This is a genomic window from Leclercia sp. J807 (genome assembly GCF_009734465.1).
In the GTDB taxonomy this organism is placed as follows: domain Bacteria; phylum Pseudomonadota; class Gammaproteobacteria; order Enterobacterales; family Enterobacteriaceae; genus Enterobacter.
On the sequence record NZ_CP046446.1, the window covers coordinates 544432 to 567928 of the forward strand.

General features: G+C 57.3%; 29 protein-coding genes. 17 read left to right on the plus strand and 12 right to left on the minus strand.

Features of this window, described 5'->3' with window-relative positions; all coding sequences use genetic code 11:
• Nucleotides 1–36: 36 nt before the first annotated feature.
• The gene (locus GNG26_RS02535; RefSeq protein ID WP_156237686.1) at nucleotides 37–1452 is read right to left on the minus strand and encodes a PLP-dependent aminotransferase family protein; all 1416 of its coding nucleotides are present in this window, start codon (nucleotides 1450–1452) and stop codon (nucleotides 37–39) included.
• A gap of 176 nt (nucleotides 1453–1628) precedes the next feature.
• Here GNG26_RS02535 and GNG26_RS02540 point away from each other — a divergent pair, with 176 nt between their 5' ends.
• Nucleotides 1629–1790, plus strand: a complete 162-nt coding sequence (locus tag GNG26_RS02540) for a DUF1127 domain-containing protein (protein WP_156237687.1) — start codon at nucleotides 1629–1631, stop codon at nucleotides 1788–1790.
• 94 nt (nucleotides 1791–1884) lie between these two features.
• On the opposite strand, the gene GNG26_RS02545 is transcribed toward GNG26_RS02540, so the two are convergent.
• Nucleotides 1885–3276 (minus strand): PLP-dependent aminotransferase family protein, encoded by a 1392-nt coding sequence (locus tag GNG26_RS02545; protein WP_156237688.1) that lies wholly within the window; start codon nucleotides 3274–3276, stop codon nucleotides 1885–1887.
• A 100-nt stretch (nucleotides 3277–3376) separates the two neighbouring features.
• On the opposite strand from GNG26_RS02545, the gene GNG26_RS02550 reads away from it, so the two are divergent.
• Entirely contained in the window at nucleotides 3377–3856 is a 480-nt protein-coding gene (locus tag GNG26_RS02550; protein ID WP_114316000.1) for a carboxymuconolactone decarboxylase family protein, read from the plus strand.
• Here the strand turns inward: GNG26_RS02550 and GNG26_RS02555 are convergent.
• Entirely contained in the window at nucleotides 3843–4745 is a 903-nt protein-coding gene (locus tag GNG26_RS02555; RefSeq protein ID WP_103823097.1) for a LysR family transcriptional regulator, read from the minus strand. The two genes, GNG26_RS02550 and GNG26_RS02555, sit on opposite strands and share 14 nt — an antisense overlap.
• A gap of 100 nt (nucleotides 4746–4845) precedes the next feature.
• Here GNG26_RS02555 and GNG26_RS02560 point away from each other — a divergent pair, with 100 nt between their 5' ends.
• The gene (locus GNG26_RS02560; protein WP_156237689.1) at nucleotides 4846–6261 is read left to right on the plus strand and encodes an aldehyde dehydrogenase family protein; all 1416 of its coding nucleotides are present in this window, start codon (nucleotides 4846–4848) and stop codon (nucleotides 6259–6261) included.
• An 87-nt stretch (nucleotides 6262–6348) separates the two neighbouring features.
• Here the strand turns inward: GNG26_RS02560 and GNG26_RS02565 are convergent, their stop codons facing one another.
• Together GNG26_RS02565 and GNG26_RS02570 are read right to left on the minus strand one after the other, a co-directional pair.
• The gene (locus GNG26_RS02565; protein WP_370463886.1) at nucleotides 6349–6849 is read right to left on the minus strand and encodes a GNAT family N-acetyltransferase; all 501 of its coding nucleotides are present in this window, start codon (nucleotides 6847–6849) and stop codon (nucleotides 6349–6351) included.
• 24 nt (nucleotides 6850–6873) lie between these two features.
• Complete coding sequence (locus tag GNG26_RS02570) at nucleotides 6874–7143, minus strand: DUF1778 domain-containing protein (protein ID WP_103823103.1); 270 nt, start codon at nucleotides 7141–7143, stop codon at nucleotides 6874–6876.
• A 324-nt stretch (nucleotides 7144–7467) separates the two neighbouring features.
• On the opposite strand from GNG26_RS02570, the gene GNG26_RS02575 reads away from it, so the two are divergent.
• The 5 genes from GNG26_RS02575 (at nucleotide 7468) to GNG26_RS02595 (ending at nucleotide 12328) form a co-directional block, all read left to right on the plus strand.
• Nucleotides 7468–7857, plus strand: coding sequence for a hypothetical protein (locus GNG26_RS02575; RefSeq protein WP_114315996.1), 390 nt, complete (start codon nucleotides 7468–7470; stop codon nucleotides 7855–7857).
• Between the two features lie 96 nt (nucleotides 7858–7953).
• Nucleotides 7954–8421, plus strand: coding sequence for a MarR family winged helix-turn-helix transcriptional regulator (locus tag GNG26_RS02580; RefSeq protein ID WP_156237691.1), 468 nt, complete (start codon nucleotides 7954–7956; stop codon nucleotides 8419–8421).
• Nucleotides 8421–9488, plus strand: coding sequence for an HlyD family secretion protein (locus tag GNG26_RS02585; protein ID WP_103823106.1), 1068 nt, complete (start codon nucleotides 8421–8423; stop codon nucleotides 9486–9488). The genes GNG26_RS02580 and GNG26_RS02585 overlap by 1 nt, the downstream gene beginning before the upstream one ends.
• A 2-nt stretch (nucleotides 9489–9490) precedes the next feature.
• Nucleotides 9491–10570, plus strand: coding sequence for a DUF2955 domain-containing protein (locus GNG26_RS02590; protein WP_103823107.1), 1080 nt, complete (start codon nucleotides 9491–9493; stop codon nucleotides 10568–10570).
• Between the two features lie 84 nt (nucleotides 10571–10654).
• Nucleotides 10655–12328, plus strand: a complete 1674-nt coding sequence (locus GNG26_RS02595) for a hypothetical protein (protein ID WP_156237692.1) — start codon at nucleotides 10655–10657, stop codon at nucleotides 12326–12328.
• A gap of 16 nt (nucleotides 12329–12344) precedes the next feature.
• Here GNG26_RS02595 and GNG26_RS22740 read toward each other — a convergent pair whose 3' ends face one another.
• Nucleotides 12345–12470 carry a hypothetical protein gene (locus GNG26_RS22740; protein ID WP_255410173.1) on the minus strand — a complete coding sequence of 42 codons (126 nt, stop codon included), beginning with the start codon at nucleotides 12468–12470 and terminating at the stop codon, nucleotides 12345–12347.
• Between the two features lie 88 nt (nucleotides 12471–12558).
• Between GNG26_RS22740 and GNG26_RS02600 the strand changes: the two genes are divergently transcribed.
• Both GNG26_RS02600 and GNG26_RS02605 read left to right on the plus strand, forming a co-directional pair.
• On the plus strand, nucleotides 12559–13635 hold the full coding sequence (locus GNG26_RS02600) for a hypothetical protein (RefSeq protein WP_156237693.1): 1077 nt from the start codon (nucleotides 12559–12561) through the stop codon (nucleotides 13633–13635).
• Nucleotides 13632–14705, plus strand: coding sequence for a glycoside hydrolase family 105 protein (locus GNG26_RS02605; protein WP_103823110.1), 1074 nt, complete (start codon nucleotides 13632–13634; stop codon nucleotides 14703–14705). Before GNG26_RS02600 ends, GNG26_RS02605 begins: the two co-directional genes overlap by 4 nt.
• Before the next feature lie 30 nt (nucleotides 14706–14735).
• Here the strand turns inward: GNG26_RS02605 and GNG26_RS02610 are convergent, their stop codons facing one another.
• The 3 genes from GNG26_RS02610 to GNG26_RS02620 are packed head-to-tail and all read right to left on the minus strand — an operon-like array spanning nucleotide 14736 to nucleotide 17474.
• A complete protein-coding gene (locus GNG26_RS02610) occupies nucleotides 14736–16016 on the minus strand; it encodes a DUF445 domain-containing protein (RefSeq protein ID WP_114388034.1) in 1281 nt (426 codons plus the stop codon).
• Nucleotides 16017–16020: 4 nt separating this feature from the next.
• On the minus strand, nucleotides 16021–16683 hold the full coding sequence (locus GNG26_RS02615) for a LysE family translocator (protein ID WP_156237694.1): 663 nt from the start codon (nucleotides 16681–16683) through the stop codon (nucleotides 16021–16023).
• A 47-nt stretch (nucleotides 16684–16730) separates the two neighbouring features.
• A complete protein-coding gene (locus GNG26_RS02620) occupies nucleotides 16731–17474 on the minus strand; it encodes an AraC family transcriptional regulator (RefSeq protein ID WP_156237695.1) in 744 nt (247 codons plus the stop codon).
• A 185-nt stretch (nucleotides 17475–17659) separates the two neighbouring features.
• On the opposite strand from GNG26_RS02620, the gene GNG26_RS02625 reads away from it, so the two are divergent.
• The 5 genes from GNG26_RS02625 to GNG26_RS02640 all read left to right on the plus strand — a co-directional run bounded on the left by GNG26_RS02625 (nucleotide 17660) and on the right by GNG26_RS02640 (nucleotide 20569).
• The gene (locus GNG26_RS02625; RefSeq protein ID WP_156237696.1) at nucleotides 17660–18052 is read left to right on the plus strand and encodes a polymorphic toxin type 44 domain-containing protein; all 393 of its coding nucleotides are present in this window, start codon (nucleotides 17660–17662) and stop codon (nucleotides 18050–18052) included.
• Nucleotides 18030–18221, plus strand: coding sequence for a hypothetical protein (locus tag GNG26_RS22585; RefSeq protein ID WP_231604205.1), 192 nt, complete (start codon nucleotides 18030–18032; stop codon nucleotides 18219–18221). The genes GNG26_RS02625 and GNG26_RS22585 overlap by 23 nt, the downstream gene beginning before the upstream one ends.
• Nucleotides 18214–18450 carry a hypothetical protein gene (locus tag GNG26_RS22590; protein WP_231604208.1) on the plus strand — a complete coding sequence of 79 codons (237 nt, stop codon included), beginning with the start codon at nucleotides 18214–18216 and terminating at the stop codon, nucleotides 18448–18450. Before GNG26_RS22585 ends, GNG26_RS22590 begins: the two co-directional genes overlap by 8 nt.
• Nucleotides 18451–18455: 5 nt before the next feature.
• Nucleotides 18456–18635 (plus strand): hypothetical protein, encoded by a 180-nt coding sequence (locus GNG26_RS02635; RefSeq protein WP_103823120.1) that lies wholly within the window; start codon nucleotides 18456–18458, stop codon nucleotides 18633–18635.
• A 563-nt stretch (nucleotides 18636–19198) separates the two neighbouring features.
• Nucleotides 19199–20569 (plus strand): NAD-dependent succinate-semialdehyde dehydrogenase, encoded by a 1371-nt coding sequence (locus tag GNG26_RS02640; protein ID WP_103178115.1) that lies wholly within the window; start codon nucleotides 19199–19201, stop codon nucleotides 20567–20569.
• A 98-nt stretch (nucleotides 20570–20667) separates the two neighbouring features.
• Here GNG26_RS02640 and GNG26_RS02645 read toward each other — a convergent pair whose 3' ends face one another.
• The gene (locus GNG26_RS02645; RefSeq protein ID WP_156237697.1) at nucleotides 20668–21213 is read right to left on the minus strand and encodes a YfaZ family outer membrane protein; all 546 of its coding nucleotides are present in this window, start codon (nucleotides 21211–21213) and stop codon (nucleotides 20668–20670) included.
• Nucleotides 21214–21640: 427 nt separating this feature from the next.
• Here GNG26_RS02645 and GNG26_RS02650 point away from each other — a divergent pair, with 427 nt between their 5' ends.
• Both GNG26_RS02650 and GNG26_RS02655 read left to right on the plus strand, forming a co-directional pair.
• Nucleotides 21641–21913, plus strand: coding sequence for a type II toxin-antitoxin system RelB/DinJ family antitoxin (locus tag GNG26_RS02650; RefSeq protein ID WP_114315982.1), 273 nt, complete (start codon nucleotides 21641–21643; stop codon nucleotides 21911–21913).
• A complete protein-coding gene (locus GNG26_RS02655; protein ID WP_114315981.1) occupies nucleotides 21900–22205 on the plus strand; it encodes a type II toxin-antitoxin system YafQ family toxin in 306 nt (101 codons plus the stop codon). The genes GNG26_RS02650 and GNG26_RS02655 overlap by 14 nt, the downstream gene beginning before the upstream one ends.
• 73 nt (nucleotides 22206–22278) lie before the next feature.
• On the opposite strand, the gene yjiA is transcribed toward GNG26_RS02655, so the two are convergent.
• Nucleotides 22279–23232 (minus strand): GTPase, encoded by a 954-nt coding sequence (yjiA, locus tag GNG26_RS02660; RefSeq protein ID WP_156237698.1) that lies wholly within the window; start codon nucleotides 23230–23232, stop codon nucleotides 22279–22281.
• 10 nt (nucleotides 23233–23242) lie between these two features.
• Entirely contained in the window at nucleotides 23243–23446 is a 204-nt protein-coding gene (locus tag GNG26_RS02665) for a YbdD/YjiX family protein (RefSeq protein WP_032616354.1), read from the minus strand.
• Nucleotides 23447–23497 lie beyond the last annotated feature (51 nt).

The window sequence follows — 23497 nt, forward strand, 5'->3', positions numbered from 1 at the left end:
GGCGTAGCCGCCACCCGGCGAACAGACCGCACCGCGCTACTCCGCCATCGCAATATTCACCGCTTCCCCCATCTGCTCTACCGCCGCACGGTGCTTCTCGTTTGGCGGCAGGGCGCAGTTGATCCGCAAACAGTTCCGGTACTTGCCGGAAGCCGAGAAGAGCGATCCGGCGGCGATCTGGATGTTAAACCGCGTCAGCTCCCGCGACACGCAGACCATATCCACATGTTCCGGCAGCTCCACCCACAGCATGTAGCCGCCCATCGGGCGGGTCACACAGATGCCACAGGGGAAGAACTGCCTGACCCAGCAGGTGTAGGTCTCGATATTCTGCTGGTAGATCTGGCGCATCCGCCGCACGTGGCGGTGGTAATACCCTTCCCGGATAAAGGTAGCCAGTGCCAGCTGGCTGGCGGGCACGTTGGTGCCGCTGGCGGCATACTTCATGTGCATAATCCGGTCGTGATAGCGGCCCGGGGCAATCCACCCCACCCGCAGCCCGGGGGCGACAGTTTTGGTAAAGGAGTTGCACAGCAGCACCCGGCCATCGATGTCCAGCGAGTGAATGGTGGAGGGGCGGGGATATTCGAACGCCAGCTCGCCATAAATATCGTCTTCAAAAATGACGATATCGTGCCGCTGGGCCAGCGCCAGCAGCTGACGTTTGCGGGACTCGGGCATGATAAACCCCAGCGGGTTATTGCAGTTGGGCACCACAATCACCCCTTTGATCGGCCACTGCTCCAGCGCCAGCTCCAGGGCTTCGACGCTGATCCCTGTTACCGGATCGGTGGGGATCTCGATCGCCTTGATCCCCAGACCGCGCAGCATCTGCATGGTGCCGTAGAAAGAGGGGGATTCCAGCGCCACGATGTCGCCGGGCTTACAGATGGTCAGCAGCGCCAGGGAGAGGGCGCTGTGGCAGCCGCTGGTGACGATCAGATCGTCGGCGGTGACCACCGATCCGGCGTCCAGCATCAGGCGGGCGATCTGCTCGCGCAGTTCACGTCGCCCGGCGTGTTCGTCATAGCTGAGCACCTCTTTAACGCTGTGCTGCACCACCCGGCTCAGCTCTTTCCACAGGGGCTTGAGGCTTGGCTGGGTCAGGTCGGGCTGGCCGCCGCCAAACGCCGTAATGTCGGTTTTGTTGCGCCCTTCCATCAGGGTCAGCACCTCATCCCACTGGGTTACCTCCACCGGACGCTGCACCGGGCGCGACATCGCCGGCACCGGCGGCTGCGCCTTTCGCGGCGCGACAAAATAGCCCGAGCGCGGCTGGGGGGCGATCAGCTGTAAGTTTTCGAGGATCTGATAGGCCTGCTGTATGGTGCTGATGCTGACGCCGTGCTCCTGGCTCAGGGCGCGCACCGAGGGTAAACGCTCCCCGCTGCGATAGAGCCCTTGTTCAATGCGTTCCGCCAGAAGATTGGCCAGATGTTGGTAGCGCGTCATGCTGTATCCCTTATTCTCACCATACAGAAAAGCAAACCGGTACAGATGGCGGTAAAAACTGCCATGCAGTTCCTGTTTTAGACGATCTGTATGTTAAAAAAAAGTAATTTTTGAATCTGTATTGAAAGGTGTGGGATCCGTGATGATAACTCCTCAGACACCCCGAGGAGAGCATCATGGAATTCCACGAAAATCGAGCCAAACGCCCCTTTGCGATCTTTATCTGGATGGGAAAAGCCCTTGCCCGCTGGTATCGCATCAACCGCACGCGCCGGATTTTGAGCGAGTTAAGTGATGAGGATTTAAAGGACATCGGGTTGTCACGGTATGATTTGTAGCTTGCGCAGTTATCGCCTGGTGGCGCTGCGCTTACCGGGCCTACAAGGGCACGAACCGTAGGCCCGGTAAGGCGTAGCCGCCACCCGGCGCTTGTCAGCGCAACAGTGCCAGCGTCTGCTGTTTCGGTTTTTCCAGTAGCGCCACCGCCTCCTGATACGAACGCACGTTGTTATACCCCATCACCAGCCCGTAGCGTTTGCCCGACCCGCTGTACCACGCCGACAGCGCGTTGACCTGTAACTGCTGCTGTTGCCAGCAGTGGGCGATCTCCTGGTCACAGCTGCCTTTGGTTAAAAACGCCACGATATGCATTCCGCCGTCGTTCTGTTCGGTGAAGAAGCGATCCCCATAGACCGCGTGCAGGGCGGCAATCATCCAGTCGCGTCGCTGTTGATAGAGCGCGCGCATCTTTTTCAGATGGCGGAAGAAGTGGCCGTCGTTGATAAAGGCGGTGAGGATCTTTTGCGTCAGCACCGGCTGGCCGCTGGCGAGCAGATCGGCGCAGTCGTTAAAAGCCGTTACCGTGCTGGCGGGCATCACCACATAGCCGAGACGTAGGGACGGCATCACGGTTTTGCTGAAGGTGCCCATGTAGATCACCCGATCCTGGCGATCGAGGCTTTTCAGCGACGGCAGCACCTTGCGGGTGTAGTGAAACTCGCCGTCATAGTCATCCTCAATGATCCACGCCTCGTTGCGGGTGGCCCAGTCGAGCAGTTGCTGACGGCGCGGCAGCGAGAGGGTGACCGCCAGCGGGCTCTGGTGCGACGGGGTGACGATGGCAAATCGGGCGTCGGCGTGGTGATGCAGCAGGTAGTCTGTGTCCATCCCGGCGCGATCTACCGGCACCGTATAGAGCCGGGGCACGATGCGCCGCAGCAGCTGCTGGCCCATAAAATAGCCCGGATCTTCAAACACCACCTTGTCGTTGCGGCTGGCGAGGGTATCGAGGATCAGGCGCAGGCTGCCGCTGTAGCCGCTGGTGATCAGCACCTGATCCGGCGTGCAGGTCAGCCCGCGGGAGATGTTCAGGTAGCGGGCAATCGCCTGGCGCAGGGGAGCCCAGCCCATCACCGGCGGGTTGAGCATCTCCTCCTGGCGCATGGCGCGCACCGCCTGGCCCGCCAGCAGCAGCCATTTTTTGTAGGGGAAGCTGTCCAGCGCCGGAATGCCGGGGCGTAAAAAGCCAGCCCGTTCGCGCTGGCTGACCAGGGACTCCGATAACGTGCCGGTGACGGGATCGTCGGGCGGCGGTGGCGCGGCGGGGAGGTTTAAGTCCGGGTTTACCCGGGTACCGCGCGCCCCCTGGCTCACCAGATACCCCTCGCCGATGAGAATGGCGTAGGCGGTTTCCACCGTTTTGCGCGCGACCTTCAGCTCCTCCGCCAGCACACGAATGGCGGGCACTTTGTCGCCGGGCTTCAGTATGCCGCGGGTGATATTGTCCCGGTAGCGGGTATAGATCTGGTGATAACCCGGTTTCATGTCCTACCTCGTTTCGCGGTTTTTGTATCTTTTTACTATGTCATGAACGGCGTAAATTTGCCCCATCGCATGACCTGTACCGCACAAAAGAGGAAAGACCATGAGCACGCGCGTTAACCACCATAAAGCCACACCTGCCCTCGCTAAAGCGCTCTCCGACCTGAGCATGGCGGTGAGCCAGACCTCCCTCGACCCGGCGCTGAAGCACCTGATCGACATTCGTGTCTCCCAGCTCAACGGCTGTACCTTCTGTCTGGATATGCACGCGAAAGAGGCGAAAATTGCTGGCGAGCGCGAGCTGCGCCTCTATCATCTGGCCGCATGGCGTGAATCCCCGCTGTTCAGCGCCCGGGAAAAAGCGGCGCTGGCCTTCGCCGAAGCGCTGACGCAGATCGGCCCGCACGGGATCAGCGACGTCCTCTACCGCAGCGTGGCGGAACACTACTCAGAAAAGGAGATTTCAGAGCTGAACTTTGCCATTGTGGCGATCAACGCCTGGAACCGCTTAGGCATCACCTCCCGTATGGAACCGGGCTCCCTCGACGGTGCCTACGGCCTCAACAAGGCTAACCTCGAGTAAGGCCCCGCTCGCGGATCATCGCCACCAGCGCCTGCAACCCAGGCGGGACGTGACGATGGCCAGGGTAATAGAGACGCAGTCCGGCAAAGGGCTGCGTCCACTCCTCCAGCACGCTCACCAGTTCCCCGCTTTGCAGCTCCTGTTGAATATAGAGTTCCGGTAAAAATCCCACCCCCAGCCCGGCTTTTACCGCCCGGATCGAAGCAAACAGATCCGAGGTGGCAAAACGGGGCACCACCGCCAGAGCAATCTGCTCTCCGCGCCGCTCCAGCTCCCAGCGGTAGATCCCGCCGTGCGCCATCCGCATGCCGATCCCCTGATGTTGCAGCAGATCGTCCGGCGTACGCGGAATGCCGTGACGGGCAAAATAGTCTGGCGTGGCGGTGATGAGCTGGCGGATATCGGGGGTCAGCGGCACGGCGATCATATCCTGCGGGACTGATTCCGCGAGGCGGATCCCGGCGTCGTACCCTTCCGCCACGATATCGATCATCCGCGCTTCGCTTACCGCTTCGACGCGCATTTTCGGGTAGCGGATCATGTAGTCGATCAGCAGCGCGTCCAGGAACAGAGCGCCGACGTTGTTCGGCACGTTCAGGCGCAGGATGCCGGCAGGCTCGTCGGCATCGCTGTGGATCTCCAGGCTGGCCTGGCGGATCTCCTGCAAAGCCGGCCCCACGCGCGCGACAAAGCGTTGCCCCGCCTCGGTGAGGGCCACACTGCGGGTGGTGCGATTGAACAGGCGCGTTTGCAGGCGGCTTTCGAGCCCGGCAATGGCATTACTCGCGGCGGTGGCCGACATCCCCAGCTCCTGGGCGGCGGCGCGAAAGCTGCCGCGACGCACCACGGCCATGACCACTTCCAGCTCTGTCAGTCCTGAACGGTGCATAGATTATCCTGAAAATCGAAACAACCTTTGCAGCATAGCGTGGATTATCGTAACGGAGAAGGCGTGTCAGACTCGCTTTATCCAGTCTGAGGAGGTCGCTATGCATCACATCGAACAGGTTTATATCAACGGTGAGTTTGTCACCCCACACGGCACGGAGCGCTTCGATTTGTATAACCCGGCGACGGCGCGCGTCATCGGTCAGGTGCGTCTGGCCGACGCGGTGGATGGCGAACGTGCCATTGCCGCGGCCAGCGCCGCGTTTTCGGCGTGGTCGCAAACCACAAAGCAAACGCGCATTGCTGCCCTGCAACGAATGCACGCGGCGGTGGCCGCCCGCCACGACGATCTGCTGGCGGCGGTGGTTGAGGAGTATGGTGCCCCCGCATCACGCTCGGCCTGGATGGCGAGCTATCCGGCAGAGGTGATTGCCCAGGCCATTGAGGCGCTGGAGGCGTTCGAATTTACGACCGTCGCGGGTGCGGCGACAGTAGAGATGACCCCGCTCGGCGTCGCCGGGCTTATCACCCCGTGGAACAGCGATGCGGGCTTTATCTGCGGCAAACTGGCGGCGGCGCTGGCCGCAGGCTGCACCGCGGTGATCAAGCCCAGCGAGATGAGCGCCCTGCAGACGCAGATTGTGACCGAGGCGCTGCACGCCGCCGACCTGCCGCCGGGAGTGTTTAACATCGTTACCGGGCGCGGCGATACGGTGGGGGAGACGATTAGCCGTCACCCGCATGTGGCAAAAATCTCCTTTACCGGATCGACCCGCACCGGCAAAGCGATCCTGCGCAACGCGGCGGAGAACTTTACCCGCGTTACCCTTGAGCTGGGCGGTAAATCCCCGACGCTCATTCTTGAGGATGCCGATATTAGACAGGCGGTTCCGCTGGCGATCCAGGCCGGGCTGATGAACAGCGGGCAGGCGTGTGTGGCCGGTACGCGTATTCTGGTGCCGCAGTCGCGGAAAGCGGAATTCGAGCAGGCGCTGGCCCAGGCTGTCGCGGCGGTGGTGTCGGGCGATCCGCGCGATGCGAAGACCGTGGTCGGCCCGATGGTGAGCGAGAGACAGTGGCAGCGGGTGCAGGGGTATATTCAGAAAGGGCTGGCAGAGGGGGCGCGTATGCTGGCGGGCGGGGTAGGGCGGCCGGAGGGTACCCGGGACGGCTGGTTTGTCCGGCCAACGCTGTTCACCGATGTGCATAACCAGATGGCTATCGCCCGGGAAGAGATTTTTGGTCCGGTGCTGTGCGTGATCGCCTACCGCGATGAGGCGGAGGCCATCGCCATTGCCAACGACACCGACTATGGCCTGAGCGCGCTGGTGCTCGGTGGCGATAGCGGGCGTGCCCGGCGCGTGGCGCAGCAGATCCACGCGGGTCGCGTGCTGGTCAATACCCTCACACACGAGCCCAAAGCGCCGTTCGGCGGATTTAAGCACTCCGGCGTGGGACGTGAGATGGGGGCATGGGGGATCAGCGCGTTTATGGAGCCGAAGTCAATCCTCAGCTAAAAAACGCCCGGCGGCGCAAGCTTGCCGGGCCTACGGTTCGTGCCTGGGTAGGCCGGGATCGCTACGCGCCACCCGGTGATTCGCAACTTACTCAACAAACAGCTTCTCGATTGATTTTGTAGGATAAAAAAGAGAGTTGGCATTGCTGCCGGTTAGCGAAATAAAGCCGAGCTTGAGATAAAACGCTTTCGCTTTATCGTTGAGTGCATCCACAAACATGCCGTGAATGCCAACGGCCTGTGAGGCCAGGTAGACCACTTTCATGGCATGGGTCACCAGCGTCATCCCCCAGCCCTGGCCCTGGAAATCCTGATGTATGGCGAGACGTCCTAACGTGACGCTGGGCACATTGACGTACGGCACTTTGTGCTGCTGCGTTTTTGAGGGCAGTGTCTCTTTCTCAAAGCAACTGCCGGACAACGTATAGTAACCCAGCACTTTTGGCTCAGGGTCATCGGTGACAAGAAGATAGGCGCGTAGCAGGCGCCCGCTGTGTTGGCGTGCAAGGTGATCGAACAGAAAACGGTTCAGGGTGCTATCCCCGCAATTGAAGTCTGTTAAATCATAGCGTGCCTCATGCGAAAACATCCTTATCGTCAGTTTAGTCACGCCTTACTCCATGTTTTGTAAGCGTTTCGCTGCGCGTTTCAGCTGGTCGTTCGGCTCTGGCGGATTGTCGAGCGCATCCATCACCCGGTTCCACGAATTTTCATTGAGGATGAGACGACGATGCTGCTCAATGACTTCTGCAGCACGTTCAGAGGCACTGTTAACCATAAACTGGGTAATTGTCTGGTTAGTCATCGCCGCAGCCTCTTCGATCAGATCCTTGTCTTCTTCCGTTAACCTGAGGTCGATGCGCTGTTTTTTCAGTGCTGACATTTTTACTCCAAAAGTGATCTTTAATGTACGGAATTTTTCCGTACATTGACTATAAATCGGAAAGGCGGGATTTTCAATCAACGTGTATGCTTTCACGGCGTATACTTCGGCGCCCTTACGAATAGATATTATTTGTGCTATGAATGAATTTAGCTAAATTCATATCTATTCATTATATTGTTTATTAGAATTGTCTTATATCAATAATTAATATTATTACGATTGCCAAACCTCACGCTTTATGAAAAGTTGATACTCATAATTGCAGCTTGGATATTAAGTTGCTCGCATAATGGAATATATTAACAAGGACGTGTATAAATTATGTCAACATTAAAAAGTTATGCTGAAAGCGTGTTATTTCAAAGCGTTATTTCTCTCGCGAGCGGGGAGTGTACGCCGGATAGTCTGGCCGCCCTTTCCGAGAATTATATTTCCCGTCTCAGCAGCCACGATCTGCCGGTTACGCTACGTAACACCCTGAAAGAGATAAAATCTCTGGTCTCATTATTGAGCGATAAAAATAAAGCCACGTTATTTAAACATGAAGTCTGGATGAATAAACACCACGAACTGGTGACGCTGATCGCGGAGCTTTATACCGAAGTCGTGGCATGGAATGCCGTGGAACAATACCTTTCAGCATCCGAGTTTCTCTTATTTTCCCAGGAGCACAAGCCCTTCCAGAACACGTTGCATAAGGTGATCAACTAGCCTGACCGTTTCGCAATTCCTGCTCTTAACATCCTCGTTTCTTGATACTTACCCTGATAACTATTATCTTCTCAGCGTGTGAAACGAGGATCCCCCATGCGTGAAGAAGATCTGTTCTGCCGCAGGCCGATGGGCATGCGGATGGCAATGATTGTGCGTCAGTGGCGCGCAGTGATTGACGAAGCCATTCTCGACACCGGGTTAACCCAGTCGAGCTGGACGGTGATGATGCAGCTAAAGCAGTTGGGGGATAACGTCTCGGTGAGCGAACTGGCGGAGGTGCAGGGCATTGAACTGCCGCCGCTGATGCGCACCCTTTCACAGCTGGAAAAGCAGGGCTACCTGCTGCGTACTACATCGCCTTATGACAAGCGTATCCGGCTGCTGACGCTCACACCCAAGGGTAACGCGGTGCTGAAAACCCTGACCCAGATTATCGAGACGTTCCAGGAGCGGGTATCGCAGAATATCGCCCCGGAACATCTGGAGATTTTCAGCGCCACACTCAATCAAATCGCCTGCAACTTGCGGACTATCCGCGAAGAAGATAACAAGACCGAATAATCATGACCCCTGAACAAAAGTTTGCCCGCTGGGTAAGGGTAAGTATTGCCTCTTTCCTGCTGATGTTTGTCTATTTCATTATCGCTGATATCTGGATCCCGCTGACGCCGGACTCCACGGTGATGCGTGTGGTGACGCCCGTTTCCGCGCGCGTCTCCGGCTATGTAGCGGCGGTGCACGTGCATAATAACAGCCAAGTGAAGCGGGGCGATCTGCTGTTTGAACTCGATCCGACGCCATTCCGTAATAAAGTGGAAGCGGCGCAGATCGCGCTGGAGCAGGCGCGTCTCGCCAATCAGCAGCTGGACGCGCAAATTGTGGCGACCCAGGCGAGCCTGAAAACCGCCCAGCTCACCGCCCGTAACGATAAAGTTACCTTCGATCGCTATCAGAAACTCAGCACGTTGCAGAACGTCTCCCAGGCGGATCTGGATAAAGTCCGCACCACCTGGCAGGGCAGCGAGCAGGCGGTGGCGAATCTGGAAGCCACCATCCATCAGCTGCGCATTGAGCGCGGCGAGCGCGACGAAAAGCGTAACGTGACCCTGCAAAAATACCGCAACGCGCTGGACGAGGCGGAACTCAATCTCCGCTGGACGAAAATCTACGCCGAGGCGGACGGTACCGTCAGTAACGTGCAGCTGAGCCCCGGTTTTTATGCTACCTCCGGCTCGGCGGCGCTGGCGCTGGTGAATAACCAGAGCGATATCGTCGCCGATTTCCGGGAAAAGAGCCTGCGCCATACCCGTCAGGGAACCGATGCCGCCGTGGTGTTTGACGCCTTCCCGGGCCACGTTTTCCGCGCCCACGTCACCAGCAGCGACGCCGGTATTCTGGCCGGGCAGGAGGCCGTCAACGGCCAGCTCTCTGAGCCGGAAACCTCCAACCGCTGGGTGCGTGACGCGCAGCGCATGCGCATTCACGTGGCGCTGGACGAGCCGCTGCCAAAGCACCTGCCGACCGGGGCGCGCGCCACCGTGCAGCTCTATAACAGCGAAGGTCCGTTTGCCCGCTTCTTCTCCGGGATGCAGATCCACCTCGTCAGCCTGCTGCACTATGTGTACTGATTATGTCTATTAATACCCTGGCGCGGGTCTTTACCCCGCACGGCAATATCGTCTACACCGCCAACGACTTTCGCCAGACGCTGCGCATCGTCTTTGCCGGGATGATCGCCCTGAGCGTGTCGAGCTTCTACAACACCAGCTACGGCGTCTTCTTCGTGATCTACCCGATCATGCTGCTGTCGTTGGTGCCGGTGTTTAACCGCCACGTGGCAAAACAGTTTGTATTCAGTTCGGCGCTGAACTGCATTGAAATGGTATTTATCATCGGTTATCTGGCGCAATGGCCAGTGATCATGACCCTGGTAGTGTTTGGCCTCTACGTGATGCGTTTTCGCTTTATGAGCCAGGGGCCGCTGTTCCTCTTTGGCTCGATGGGGGTGGTGTGCCAGAGCACCATGCTCAACTTTATGAGCTATCCCACCACCAACTGGCACACGCTGCTCTTTTCCAACCTCGAAGCCAGCGTGATGGCGGTTTGCTTAAGCGCGCTGATGCACTATCTGCTGCCGGATGTCGAGCCGCGCACGCCACCGCCGCGGCTGGAGAAAGATGCCGCCCGCGTGCGCCATGAATCGCTGCTCTCCGGGACCGTGGCGACGCTGATCTTTGTGGTGTTCCAGATAAGCGATCTCAGCGATTCGCTGTCGGCGCTGATGGCGGGTATCCTGATCCTCTTCCCGATGCACTATCGCGGCGCGGTAATGAGTTCGCTGTGGCGCGTGGTGGGGGTGGTGCTCGGCTGCCTCTATATTCTGCTGGTGCAGATGGTGCTCTACGATCACAGCAGCCACATGCTGCTGATGATGCCGCTGATTGGGCTCGGGCTGGCGTTTGGCGCCCGCCTGCACGTGATGGAGAAGGTGGGGGCCGGGGTCGGTTTTGCCAGCATCACCACCATCGGCATTATGTTCGGCCAGAACATGCACCCGGATGGCGACCTGGTGTTCAGCGATCTCTACCGCATCGTCTCGGTGACGGTGGCGCTGGTGGCGACCCTGACGATTGTGTTCCTTATGCATCTGTTTCTTAACTGTTTCGCGCCGACGCGCTATATCATCACGCCTCCCGCCGGGGATAAATGATAATGTGCGGTAGTCTGCACATTAATTCATCCTTCTATGGTAGTAATGCCGGTTGGCTAATCGGATGACAAAGGGAAGGGATCTATGTGGCAGACGCGGGCGCTGGAGCTGAATAATCAGGCTTACTGGAACTGGGAAAAGGCTTGCGAACTGGTGGACTGGGCCGTCGCGCATGACTTTAACACCGTGGTTGTCGGGCAGGTGGATCTGTTCGACAAACTGGTCTCCCCGAAAGGCTACACGCCGCATCTCGACAACGACCGCCTCTCCAGCCAGCAGCGTGCCCGCTGCGTCTACCTCAACCGGCTGGGCCAACTCTGCCAGCAAAAGGGGCTGCGTTTTTACCTGCAGGCCAAAGAGTTCAGCTTCCCTACCGAACTGCTGCTGGCGCACCCGCATCTGTTTGAGCCGGGCCACGGCGTGCGCCTCGACGTTGATTTCTGGTGCGGGTTCCTGACCCGTAAAATCGCCCTGATCTGCCAGCGGATTCCTGCCATTAGCGGCCTGCTGGTCGCGATCTCCAGCACCGACGGCCTGCTGCCCGTGTCGCGCCCTAACTGGGAGTTACAGGCAGAGGGCGAAGTCAATCAGGTCCAGCGCGACGCCCGAAGCCTGGCCATCTACAGCCGCTGCTTTAATGCCATGTCCCGCACCATGCAGGCCGAAAATAAACATCTGGTGCTGCGGGTATTTCCGGCGGGCAATCACGATCTGCACAACGTGCTGGAGGCAATCCGCCCGCTGCCCGAGAGCGTCAGCGTCTCCATTAAACTCACTCCGGAACGTTTCTGGCCGTCGTTTCCCAATAACCCGGCCCTGCTGGCGGTGGAGGAGCGCGAAGTGTGGGCGGATATCGATCTGGTGGGCGAAGAGGTGGGCTGGGGCGTCTTTCCCTGGCTGCGCATCGACGAACTGCAGGGGCGTCTGCTGTGGTGCCGCTCGAATCCGGCGATCCGCGGCGTGGTGTGCAAAGCCAGCTGGGAAGGGGTGGATAACCACTGGGTGATGGGCACCCTGAGCGAGTGCAATCTGGTGGCCTGTAGCCGGATGTTAGCCAGCGATGGCAGCCACCTTAGCGTGGCGCAACTGCTGCATAGCTGGCTGGATGAGCGCTATGGCTGGCAACCGGATGCCGACACTTTTGCCACCTTCCACGCGCTGCTTGAGCAGGCCGGGCAGGTGCTCTATGGCGCCATCTACGTGCGCGATCACGTTTTTCATCGTCACAGTCAGGTGCCGGAAAGCTATGGCCAGGCAGTGTGGAGCCTCTACGGGCAGCTCAACCGCAACCACTGGCTGCCGGGTTCGGAGCGCGATATTTTCTTCAGCGCCAGCGACGTGGAAGCCTCTGCCGCGTCGCTGGCACGCATTGCCCGCGAAAAAGACGAGGCCCGGGACGCCTCGCAGACGTTACAGGAAGCGGCCCTGCGCTTTACCGACACCGCCGCGTTCCCGTATGCGCTGAAACGCCGCTGGCTTGAGGAGTGGCAGGGCTTTGCCCTCTACTGCCATCTGTTTGTCCATGCCCAGAAGGCGTTCTTTACCCTGCGCTTTGCCCGCGAGGTGGAGAACAGCTGGAGCATGCGCGAAATCTGCCAGATCAACATCCAGGAGCTCTATCGCAGCGCCGCCGAACTGGACGACTTCTGCTTAAAGCATGCCGATGCTTCTCCCGGCATGCACGTGCTGTTCGATGCCTCCCGCGTACGCGCGCTGGCGGACAGCCTGAGCGAAGAGCTGAAAGCGCTGAAGTCTTAGTGTGATCAACATCACGTCAGGTGGAGAGGGCTAAAAACCTGACGTGATCGTCCTCATCATTCTTCTTCCTTGCCGGTTGCGTGGTGTGATCGGCATCACGCTGCATCGCTGCCTGTCGTCCGGTTTGTGAGTTGTCAGGCATATCCCGCCAATCCCTCTCCTGGGCTGCTCGCCCCGCAAGGCCAATCTGCTGATGATAGCGGCGTAATGGACGGGTTGATGAGGAAGATATGTCACAAGGTGACTGGCAGTTAGCACAGAGCGACGCACTCACGCGTTTTCTGGGGTCAGCGGCAAAAGCAGAGCGCTTTGCCGAGTTCTATACCGGCGAAACGACAGAGCCTACCATTGAGGTGGGGCCGGATGCGCCGTCGTTTTGCCGTCGGGTGTTCCTGAAGACCCACGCCCGGCGGCGGGTGGATCCCGCCCAGGCTCTGCCGTGCCGGGAAGGGGTTTTTAGCGGCGACAACAACATTCTCTCTTTTTCGGGCTTTTATCCGCTGGCGTACCATCTGCAGCGCTGGCTGCGGGTGGATCTTTTTGTGCCCCATAGCGGCACTTTTACCTTTCGTCTGACGACCTGCGGCGGCGTGCGGATCTGGCGTGACGACGAGCCGCTGGCCTGCTTTACACCCTTTACCCGCAACCGCATGCAGCACACCGAGGTCGCGCTGGCGTTGAGCGCCGGTAAGAACCGCCTGCTGATCCATCTGGATGAACTGTTTGAACGCGATACGACATTTGCCCTGCAAATGGTCTACCTCGACGCGACCCCGCTTGGCTATGGGCTGCCGGACGCGTGCCCGCAGCTCATCGCCCCACGGCAGTACACGCCGCCTGCGCACAGCACGACGGCCCACGACGATAGCGGTCAACGCCTGTTAACGCTGATGGCGCAGCGGGAATATGGCCCGGAACTCGACGCGCTGCTGTACAGCACCCTGAAGCGCGTCAGCGCCCGGGAGGCGGGCTCGGTGTTTTCACTCCTGTCGCTGCTCGTTCTCTGGCATCGCCATCGGGGAGAGCACTTCCCGGCGGTGCTGTGGCGGCGGATAAAATCCACGCTGCTGGGCTATCGCTACTGGCACGATGAGCGGGGCTGCGACGTGATGGCGTTCTGGGGCGAGGAGAACGTGCTCGCCTTCCAGACGGCGCAGTATCTGGCGGGGAAATTGTTCCCGGATGCGCTGTTTATCGCTTCTGGCCACCTGGGGCATCAACAGCAACACCTGGCGCTCACGCGTGCCGCCGATACCGGGGCATTACTGGCCCATGCAGAAACATTCTTAAAAGGGGCGACAGCATGAACAGCGCACAGCAGAGGAAAATACTGGATCGCGTGGTGCGCGGTTTCTGCCGACTGAAAAATCTTGATGAAGTAGGGTCTGGAGACGGGTTCTCCATCAACTTCGAAGAGTGGGAGTGGGAGATTGGCGTCGGGCTGTATGGCTTCTGGCGCTTTGCGGAACACCAGCAGGATGCGGCGCTGCAGCAGTCGATTCTGGCGTGGTACGAAACGCAGATTGCGAAAGGGCTGCCGGAGATGCAGATCAACACCACCGCGCCGATGATCGCCCTGGCGCTGGTGGCCGGGCATCATCAGCGCCAGGATCTGCTTAAGACGGTCAACGACTGGGCCGATGCCCTGCTGCGCGACCTGCCAAAAACCGAAGAGGGCGGATTCCAGCACGTAGTGAAAGAGCAGGCGAACACCGGCCAGTTGTGGGATGACACGCTATTTATGACCTGTCTGTTCCTTGGCGTGGCGGGGATCGTGCTCAAACGCCGGGATCTGATCGACGAGGCGAGCTATCAGTTCCTGCTCCACACCCGCTATCTCAGCGATCCGGTGAGCGGGCTGTGGTATCACGGCTGGACCTTTGTCGATAAGCACCATTTCGCCGGGGCGTTCTGGGCGCGCGGCAACGCGTGGATCACCGTCGCCATTCCGGAATTTATCGCGCTGATGGGCGAGCATCTGGACGCCAGCGTACGTCGCTACCTGGCGCAGGTGGTGGCGCGTCAGGTGCGCACGCTGTGCGATCTGCAGGCGGAGAACGGCATGTGGCATACGGTGCTGGACGATCCCCTCTCGCCGCAGGAGTCCTCCGCCACGGCGGGTATTGCCTGGGGGATGCTGCGCGGCGTGCGGATGGGGATTCTGGATGCGTCGGTGAGCAGGCATGCCCTGCGGGCGTTCGAGGCGGTGATGGCGCGCATTGACGAGGAGGGGATTGTACTGGAAGCCTCCCGCGGCACCATGCTGGGCTGGGATATTCAGTACTACTGCGATATCGCGATGGCCCCGGTGCCCTACGCCCAGGCGTTAACCATCCTGCTGCTGCTGGAGATCGATCAGGGCGGCTGGCTGGCGTAATGCGCAGAAGGCCGGCGATCCGGCCTTTTTTTAGCGGCCCAGTAGCGGCAGGAGTTCCGGCAGTTGCGAGAGTAAAAACAGGATCAGCCCAATCGTGCCGCCCACCAGCGTGCCGTTGACGCGGATAAACTGCAAGTCTTTGCCGATGTTCAGCTCAATCTGGCGGGACATATCTTTGGCATCCCAACCTTTTACCGTGTCGCTGATATGACGGGTGAGGAAGCGGGCAAAATCGGGCGCCACGCGGTGCGCGGCCTGCTCCAGATGTTCGTTCAGCGAGGCGCGCAGGTTGCTGTCCGCCACCAGGGTTTCACCAAACCACAGCCCGGCGTTAGCAAGGCGCTGCTTCACGCGGGAGTCGTCGCGCTGCATATCGGCCTTCAGCCACTGGCGCAGGTCGGCCCACATTTCGCCCAGATAGCGGTTAAAGGCCTCGTCGTTCTTCAGATACGTTTTGATGTTCTCGGCTTTGGCCGCGGTTTCCGGGTCGTTTTTCAGGTTATCAACCAGCTTAAGTACCGCGCGGTCGAAGGCCTGACGGATCTGATGGGTACGATCGTGGCTGACGTCATCCAGGATGGCGTTCACCGCGTTTGAAACCACCTCCGCGCTCTGATCCCCCAGCCACTCGGTGGGCAGCACCATCGATTTGCGCGGATGTTCGGTCTTCAGCCAGTGGACGATTTGCGCGGCGATAAAATCGCGTGTGCTGTCGCGCTGCAGCAGGGTAATCAGGCGATTAATCACCGCGTCCAGCAGCACCTGATGACGCCCGTTTTTCGTCATGCTCTCCAGCATGGCGGCGCTGGTTTCGCTGAAATCGACCTTATCCAGCGCTTTATGCACCGCCCGCTTCAGCATCCGTTGAATGCGCCCGTCGTCGGTCAGTTCCAGAAAACCGCTCATCACCTGCATGATGTGCTGCCCGACGCGCTCGGCGTTGTCCGGCTTGCTGAACCAGTTACCGATAAGCAGCGCCGGTTCATGCTTGCGGATGAGGGCCACCAGCGACTGGGTATCAAGAAACTTCTCCTGCACAAACTGGCCGAGATTGTCGCCAATCCGGTCCTTATTGCGTGGGATAATCGCCGTATGCTTCGAAATAAAGGGGATCGGCACCCGACGAAACAGGGCCACCACGGCAAACCAGTCCGCCAGCGCGCCAACCATCGCCGCTTCGGCAATGGCTTTTACACCGCGCACCCAGAAGGTTTGTGGCAGAAAGAGGGTGGCGATAAAGGTCGCGGCGGCAATCAGCAGCAGCGACAGCGCCAGTAGCTTGGCGCGTTTGAGTTCAGCGAGTTTTTCCATAGGGTTAAGGATAGAGGGAAGCGGCAAGAAGGTAAAAAAATTGCCACAGGATCCCGCCGCCAAACACCATCAGCACCATCCCCGCCACGCGCTCCATCTTCCAGAGGTGGTTGCTCAGCCGACGTTGAACGGCGGGCAGGGCGATGAACGACACCACCGCCAGATCCCACACCAGCACCACCGTGACCATCCAGATGCCGCTCACCGACTGCTGGAGCAGCGTCACATTCGGCCCGAGCAGGGCGGTCATCAGCGCCAGATAAAAGAGGGCATTTTTCGGATTTAATACTGCCGAGCCCAGACCGAGCAGAAGCTGCCTGCGTAAGCCTGGGCGTTCCGGCTCCGCATTATCCAGCTTCAGGGTGCGGGCGCGGCTGTGGAGCAGATGCCAGCCTATCCACAGCAGATACAGCCCGCCCAGGAGTTCAATGGCGTTAAACAGTAGCGTGTACTGGCGCAGCGCGCTGGCGCCAATGATCACCAGCAGGATATAGAGCCCGTTGCCCAGGGCTATCCCCACGCACAGCCCGGCGCTGCCGCGCAGACGATGACGGGCGGCGAAACCCATCAGCAAAAAGAAATCCGGGCCAGGGCTGAGCAGGGCGACGAAGTGCGCCAGCGCGAGCGCCAGAAAAGCGGGCGGAAAGAGAGCGGTAGTCAGTTCCATAGTGACCTCATCAATAAAACTGAGGTCAGGCTACGCCGGTGCGAGCGCTAATTATTGTCGGATATTGATCGCCCGGTTGCGTACTGACGCGGCGTGGCGGCGGTGTAGCTGACGAAGGTTTTATGGAAGTGGCTCTGATCGGCAAAGCCGCTCTGGTAGCTAACGTCGGCGATGTTGTCCCCGGCGCGCAGCCGGGCTTTGGCGAACTCTACCCTTGAGATGGCAAGGAAGGTGCCGGGCGTCAGGCCGGTATCCTGCTTAAAGGTTCTGATTAGCGTCTCTTTGCGCAGGGAAAAGCGTCGGGCTAAAACATCGAGTGAGGGCGGTTCCTGCAGGCTTTGGCGCAGGGTCTGTAACAGTGCAAGGCTGGAAGGACGAAGAGGCTCAGGCGTGGCGCTGCTTTCAGCCAGAGCAGATAGCAGGGCGTTGATCGCCCCGGGCGACAGCGTGTCAACCACAGCCAGATACTGGCGGAAAAGTGCTTCGCTGCGGATCACCTGCATGGCGGGCTGAAGGTCAGTCTCCAGATAGAGCATGTGGTAGCTGCGGGGTTGTCCCGCAACGGGGTTACAGCTGTGCGGCAGATGCGCGGGGATCACAATCAGATCGCCTGGATGGAGGATGAACGGCTCGCCGTTGCAGGTGCAGCAGGTTTGCCCCTCGAGAATGGCGCCAATAGAAAGCTGGGCATGGCTATGACGCTTATAGGCCTGAGAGCTCTGCCAGGTGCTGCGCAGCTCCACGCCGGGCTGGCGTATGAAGGTCTGATTGACTTGGCGAGTATGGGGCATGGCGATTACCGGTGTGAAGGGTAAAGGGGTTTAGGTGCTTATAGCATGAGCGGACAAAGGTGTCGCCTGGAATAATTTGGGAGAGGTCGTTATGTGATAAGAATAGTGGTATAAAATTCAGGGTTAAATAAAATAGCGACGAGGCATCATGGACTTATAGGCGAAATTATCAAAGGAATGAATATATGGCCGTTATACCATTATTACCCAAAGAGGGTTTGGATCTTATTCATAAGAATATGCGCGAGGCGCGTATAAATGGAATGTCGAGAAATATGGCCTTGCCGCAAACTTATTACTGGTTCTATCAAAAAGTCCGGAATCGAGGGCCCTGGGATTACAAACAGCAAGACAGAAAACTGGCAAATTTTGGCAATTTTAATTATGGTGCAACAGGATTTGCCGAGGGTATACCTGAGAAAACGCTCTATATGGGAGCGGGTTTTGCGCAGTCACATGCTAAGACGTCGCGTCCACAATGGGGTGCATGGCATGGCGAATTTCCCTATGGTGACGACCCGCGCGATCAGTTTTGGATTAAACAGGGAATAAACTATGCACGTCAGCACGGCTATTAAATGGTTACATCGGCTGATCACCATCCTGTTACTTATTATCGTTGCAGGCTATTTTTCTTATGAATACTTCATGAAGAGTCGAAGCGACGATCGTTTAGTGATGCAAAAGGAGATTTCAGAAAACGTGACGCTTTACGTCACGCAGTATGGGGGGGGCAACCGTGCCTGATGTCTATCGTTATTACCTGGATAATAAAAATCAGACGATAGAGCAGCTCAGGGAAAGTGAGCCTTTTCTTGTTTCAGATAATGGCAGTGCCATAATTAGCGGCTACGGAAATACTATCAATGTTAAGTTATCAGGGCGTATCTACTCTTTCAGTAATCTTACAATGTTCTACGCTCAGGAAAATCTGGTTATCCCTGTGATTAATCTTACTGCCACAGGAGTACGTTAATTCATATGGACATGAAAAAGCATGAAGTGGTGAGACTCAAACGCGATGATATGCCACTACATATTATGCTGCATACTAATGAACTGTTAGCATTGGCAGAAAAGTCTGATAAGGAAATCGATTATAGCGATATTCCAGAAACTACCGATGAACAGTGGGGTAATGCGGTTTGCGGGAAATTTTAGTGATCTAAAACAACAGATGCCACCTGAAGGTGGCGCGCTCGATATAATTGACTTCACCCTCGTAAAACCCTTTTTGGAAGCGGTTTTTATAGCAAGCCAACGATGGTGGCCCTATTTAGACAAATAGAAATCGTGACAGTAAGTTAAATGCAAAATAGCAATTTTTTCTCCTGTATGTATAAGCATATTTTAAAGGCTTTGATATTCTTGACGGTTCAGATCTGGAGTTTGTTTGAAGCCGTATTATTTGTAGGCGGCTTTATAGTTTGCCTTATGTTGCCTGTCGTGTGGCCAATGAAGTTCTTTTATGCCGCGTTATGGTTTGTTGTATTCTACGTATGTTTAAACGTTATTGGTGTATTAGAAAAATCTCTTGCCAGAAAAAATAGCGAATAGGAAAAGATTGTCTTCAAGATAGCTGGAACGAACGCTGCGTCGCCTGAATGGAGCAATTATATCTCACGCCACCCGCCGGGTGGCACACCCTGTATACCTAACTTTACCTGCGAAACCAGCCATTTTGACTACCCTTAATACCCCAAGCGGTAAAAAAGGAGGCAACAATGGCCTATCAGACAGTGAATCCTGCCAACAACAAACTCATCAAAGAATATCCTTCTCATACTGATGCTGACGTCGAAGCGGCGCTGAATACGGCTGATGCGCTCTACCATTCCGACTGGTCAAAGGGCAGTATCGACAAGCGCCTGGCGGTGCTGCATAAGCTGGCGGATCTGATTGATTCCCGTACTGAAGAGCTGGCTAAAATCGCCAGCGAGGAGATGGGGAAACTCATAGCCCAGAGCCGTGGCGAGGTAAAACTCTGCGCGCAGATCGCCCGCTACTACGCCGACAATGCGAAGCAGTTCCTTGCGCCGGTGAAATATCCCTCGGAGCTCGGCGAGGCGTGGGTGGAGCATCACCCCATCGGCGTGGTGATGGCCGTAGAGCCGTGGAACTTCCCTTACTACCAACTGATGCGCGTGCTGGCCCCGAACCTGGCGGCGGGTAACCCGGTTATCGCCAAACATGCCAGCATCGTGCCGCACTGTGCCGAGGCTTTCGCCCATCTGGTGCGTGAAGCCGGTGCCCCGGATGGGGCGTGGACCAACCTGTTTATCTCTTCAGATCAGGTGGCAAATATCATCGCTGACGATCGTGTGCAGGGCGCGGCGCTGACCGGGTCTGAGAAGGCCGGTAGCGTTGTGGCGGCCCAGGCGGCGAAGCACATCAAAAAATCGACCCTTGAGCTGGGCGGTAACGACGTCTTCGTGGTGCTGGACGATGCCGATCTGGAGAAGGCGGTAAAAATTGGCGTCAATGCGCGCCTGGCCAATGCCGGACAGGTCTGTACCGCAGCCAAACGCTTTATTATCCACGAGAAAGTGGCGGAGGAGTTCCTGGCGAAGTACACCGAAGCCTTTAAGCAGGTGAAGATTGGCGATCCGCTGGACGAGAGCACCACGCTTGGGCCGCTCTCCTCTAAAGACGCGCTGGAAACCCTGACAAAGCAGGTCGATGAGGCGGTGAAAAATGGCGCCACGCTGCATTACGGCGGCAAACCGGTGCAGCGCGAGGGCAGCTTCTTTGAGCCGACCATCCTGACCAATATCACCCGCGATAACCCGGCGTACTTCGAAGAGTTCTTCGGCCCGGTGGCGCAGATTTATGTGGTGAAAAATGATGAGGAGGCGGTGAAGCTCGCCAACGACTCCCACTACGGTCTGGGCGGCGCGATCTTCAGTAAAGATACCGATCGTGCCAGAAAGATGGCCTCGAAGATCGAAACCGGGATGGTGTGGATCAACTGGCTCACCGATACCGCGGCAGAGCTGCCGTTTGGCGGGGTGAAGCGTTCCGGTTACGGGCGTGAGCTGTCGGATCTGGGGATTAAAGAGTTTGTGAACCAGAAGCTGGTGGTGATCCGCCGGTAAAAGTCTTACCGGTACAAAGGCGGCAGCGGATGCCGCCTTTTTTATGTTTTGGTCTGGAGCAATATCCGCATGGCGGCGCGGCTACAGACCTGGCTTTATCAGAAGGTGACGCCGCCGCCAACGTAGGCGCCGTCAATCAGGGTGTGGCCCGGACGGCCATCTTTGCCATCAACGCTGACGTGACGGTAACCCACCTTCAGGGTAACGGGGGTAACCGGCGTCCAGCTCACGCCGCCGTTGGCTTCAACGTAGTTTTTCACGCTGTTGTTCAGTCCTTCCGGCGCGACATAGCCTTCACCGTAAACGTGGATGCTGTCGGTCAGGGCCAGGTTGACGCCGCCACCGATAGGGAATGCCACGCCGTTATCGCCTTTTTTCGGCCCGAGATAGATGGCTTTCGCACCGGCATTGAGCATCACTGGCCCCACTTCCAGGTTATAACCCGCACCAACACCACCGGTCTGGGTGCCGTCATCGGTGTTTTTCAGCCAGTTGCTTTCGGCATACAGGCCAGAAGAGGACTTGCCCATTTCCAGATTCAGGTTGGTGAAGTTTTTGCCCTGTTCGATGCTGCCGCCCATGGCCATTGCGGAGCCTGAAATCGCGGTCAGTGCAGCAAGGATGAAGATATTAAGCTTTTTCATGTTTTATGCCTCGTCATCTAATTTGTCTGCGCACACCCTAACAGGCGAGGTTTACGGCTGCAAATGTACTCAGGCGCGCGGTTTTATGCTGTTTTTGTGTGGATTTTGTTCAGATGATGTGAGCGAAAGGTGTAAATGGTACCGGGTCAATCGTTAAATTTTTCATGTTGAGAGGAGGTTTAGATTAGCGCCTAAACAGAAACTGAACGGGGCGGGAAAAGTAATTAGTTAAGTATTAATTGAGTTTCTTATAATTTCCGAAAATGTTTCTGATGTAACAGATAAAAACGCGGATTTACATTTTCAACGGTAAGCTACTGCATTTCCCATTCCCACCAACATTAATTCCATTTCTGCCAGACGCTCAGAAAAAGTGCAAACCATCGTTTTTGTGGCTACAATGTAGCTACGAAAATTAGGAGGAGCTATGGATTCCGTTATTCGATCACGTATTGACAGTGAACTAAAAGCTCGCGCGGGCGATGTGCTTGAAAGCTGTGGCCTTAACTGGAGCACGGCGATACGCCTGTTTGCAGAACAGATTGTTAAAAATGAAGGGATTCCTTTTGAGGTAACCCGCAAACCTACTACACGGTTACGCAATGCGATGCGCGAAGCCGAAGAGATTTCCACACACCAGAATGGACGCTTCGATGGTGTTGAACAGCTCATGGAGAGCTTAAAAAATGGGAAAGAGTAAACGCGCCCCGCTACCGTTCCGATCTGATTACACCAAAACCTTTGTTAAGGCATGGGAACGCTACAACAAAGCAGGCCGGAGAGATATGCACGATACAGCAGCGATCATGTCGTTAGTGCTTTCCGGCAATCCCATTCCCGCCGAGTACAGCGACCACGCCCTGACTGGTGATATGCAAGGATTTCGGGAACTGCATATTGGGGGTGATTATCTTCTCATTTATCGCGTCGATGATAAAAAGCATTTGGTGGTGTTTACCGACCTGGGGACACATGCGGAGCTGTTTGAGTAGCCACCTCCCCGGCGGCGCTGCGCTTGCCGGGGCTACCTGTTCCGTAGGCCTGTAAGCGAAGCGCCATCAGGCGTTACTTCCGTAATCCCGCAAACCCTGCCCGAATCTCCTCTTCTGGCAGTTCAATGCCAATAAACACCATGACGCTGTGCGGCTGCTCGTCGCCCCAGGGGCGATCCCAGTCGGCGCTGTAGAGGCGCTGTACGCCCTGGAACAGCAGGCGGTTCGGTTCGCCATCGATCCACAGCATCCCTTTGTAGCGCAGCAGTTTGTCGGCAAACGACAGCAGCAGGTTCTCCATTACCCGGGAGACTTCGCTGATATCCACTGGGTAATCCAGCTCCACCACAATCGACGCCACGTCGTTCTGCTTGTCCGCCATAAAGTGGAAGCGCGGTTTTGAGGTGACGTTCTCTTCCAGCATAAAGCCGTTGGTGTTGAACAGCTGAGACAGGTCGATATCGCCATGGGTGACGGTATAGATAGGGGCTCGGGAGTTGATGCGCATCAGGCGTTCGCGTAGTTTGGCGCTGTCGCCTGCGACGTCGGTTTTGGTCAGCAGGATGCGGTCGGCGTAGCCCACCTGCGACTGGGCGATGGTGAACTGGTTCATCTGGTCGTCGGCGTGTACCGCGTCGACCAGGGCGATCACGCCGTCCAGCAGATAGCGCTGGCAGAGGATCTCATGGGAGAAAAAGGTCTGAATAATCGGGCCGGGGTCGGCCATGCCGGTGCACTCAATCACCAGGCGGTCGAAGTCGATCTCACCGCGATCGCGGCTGTCGAGCAGGTCGAGCAGGGCATCTTCGAGTTCGTTGGAGCGGGTGCAGCAGATGCAGCCGTTGGTCAGGGTTTTGATCTGGGTGGCGCGATCGCCAATCAGCTGATCGTCCACCGAGACTTCACCGAACTCGTTTTCGATGACGGCGATTTTAAAGCCGTGTTGTTCGTTAAGGATGTGACGCAACAGGGTGGTTTTGCCCGCGCCGAGAAAGCCGGTGAGTAGGGTAACTGCAATCGGTGTCATGGTTTCTCCTTCAGCAGCAGCGTACGCCGCCTTCTCCTCCTCCGCCATAGCGCGCTTCCTGACGCTCGCGGAAGAATTCGTTGTAGGTCATGTACGGCTTATCCGGATGGTTGGTCTTCATATGCTCAACGTAGTTGTCATAGTCCGGAATGCCAATCAGCATCTTCGCCGCCTGACCGAGGTATTTTTTTGCTTCGCCTAAGTTACCAAACATTGTGCCATCCAGATAGAAAAAGCCCGGTAGCGCGCAGCGATCCGGGCCTAT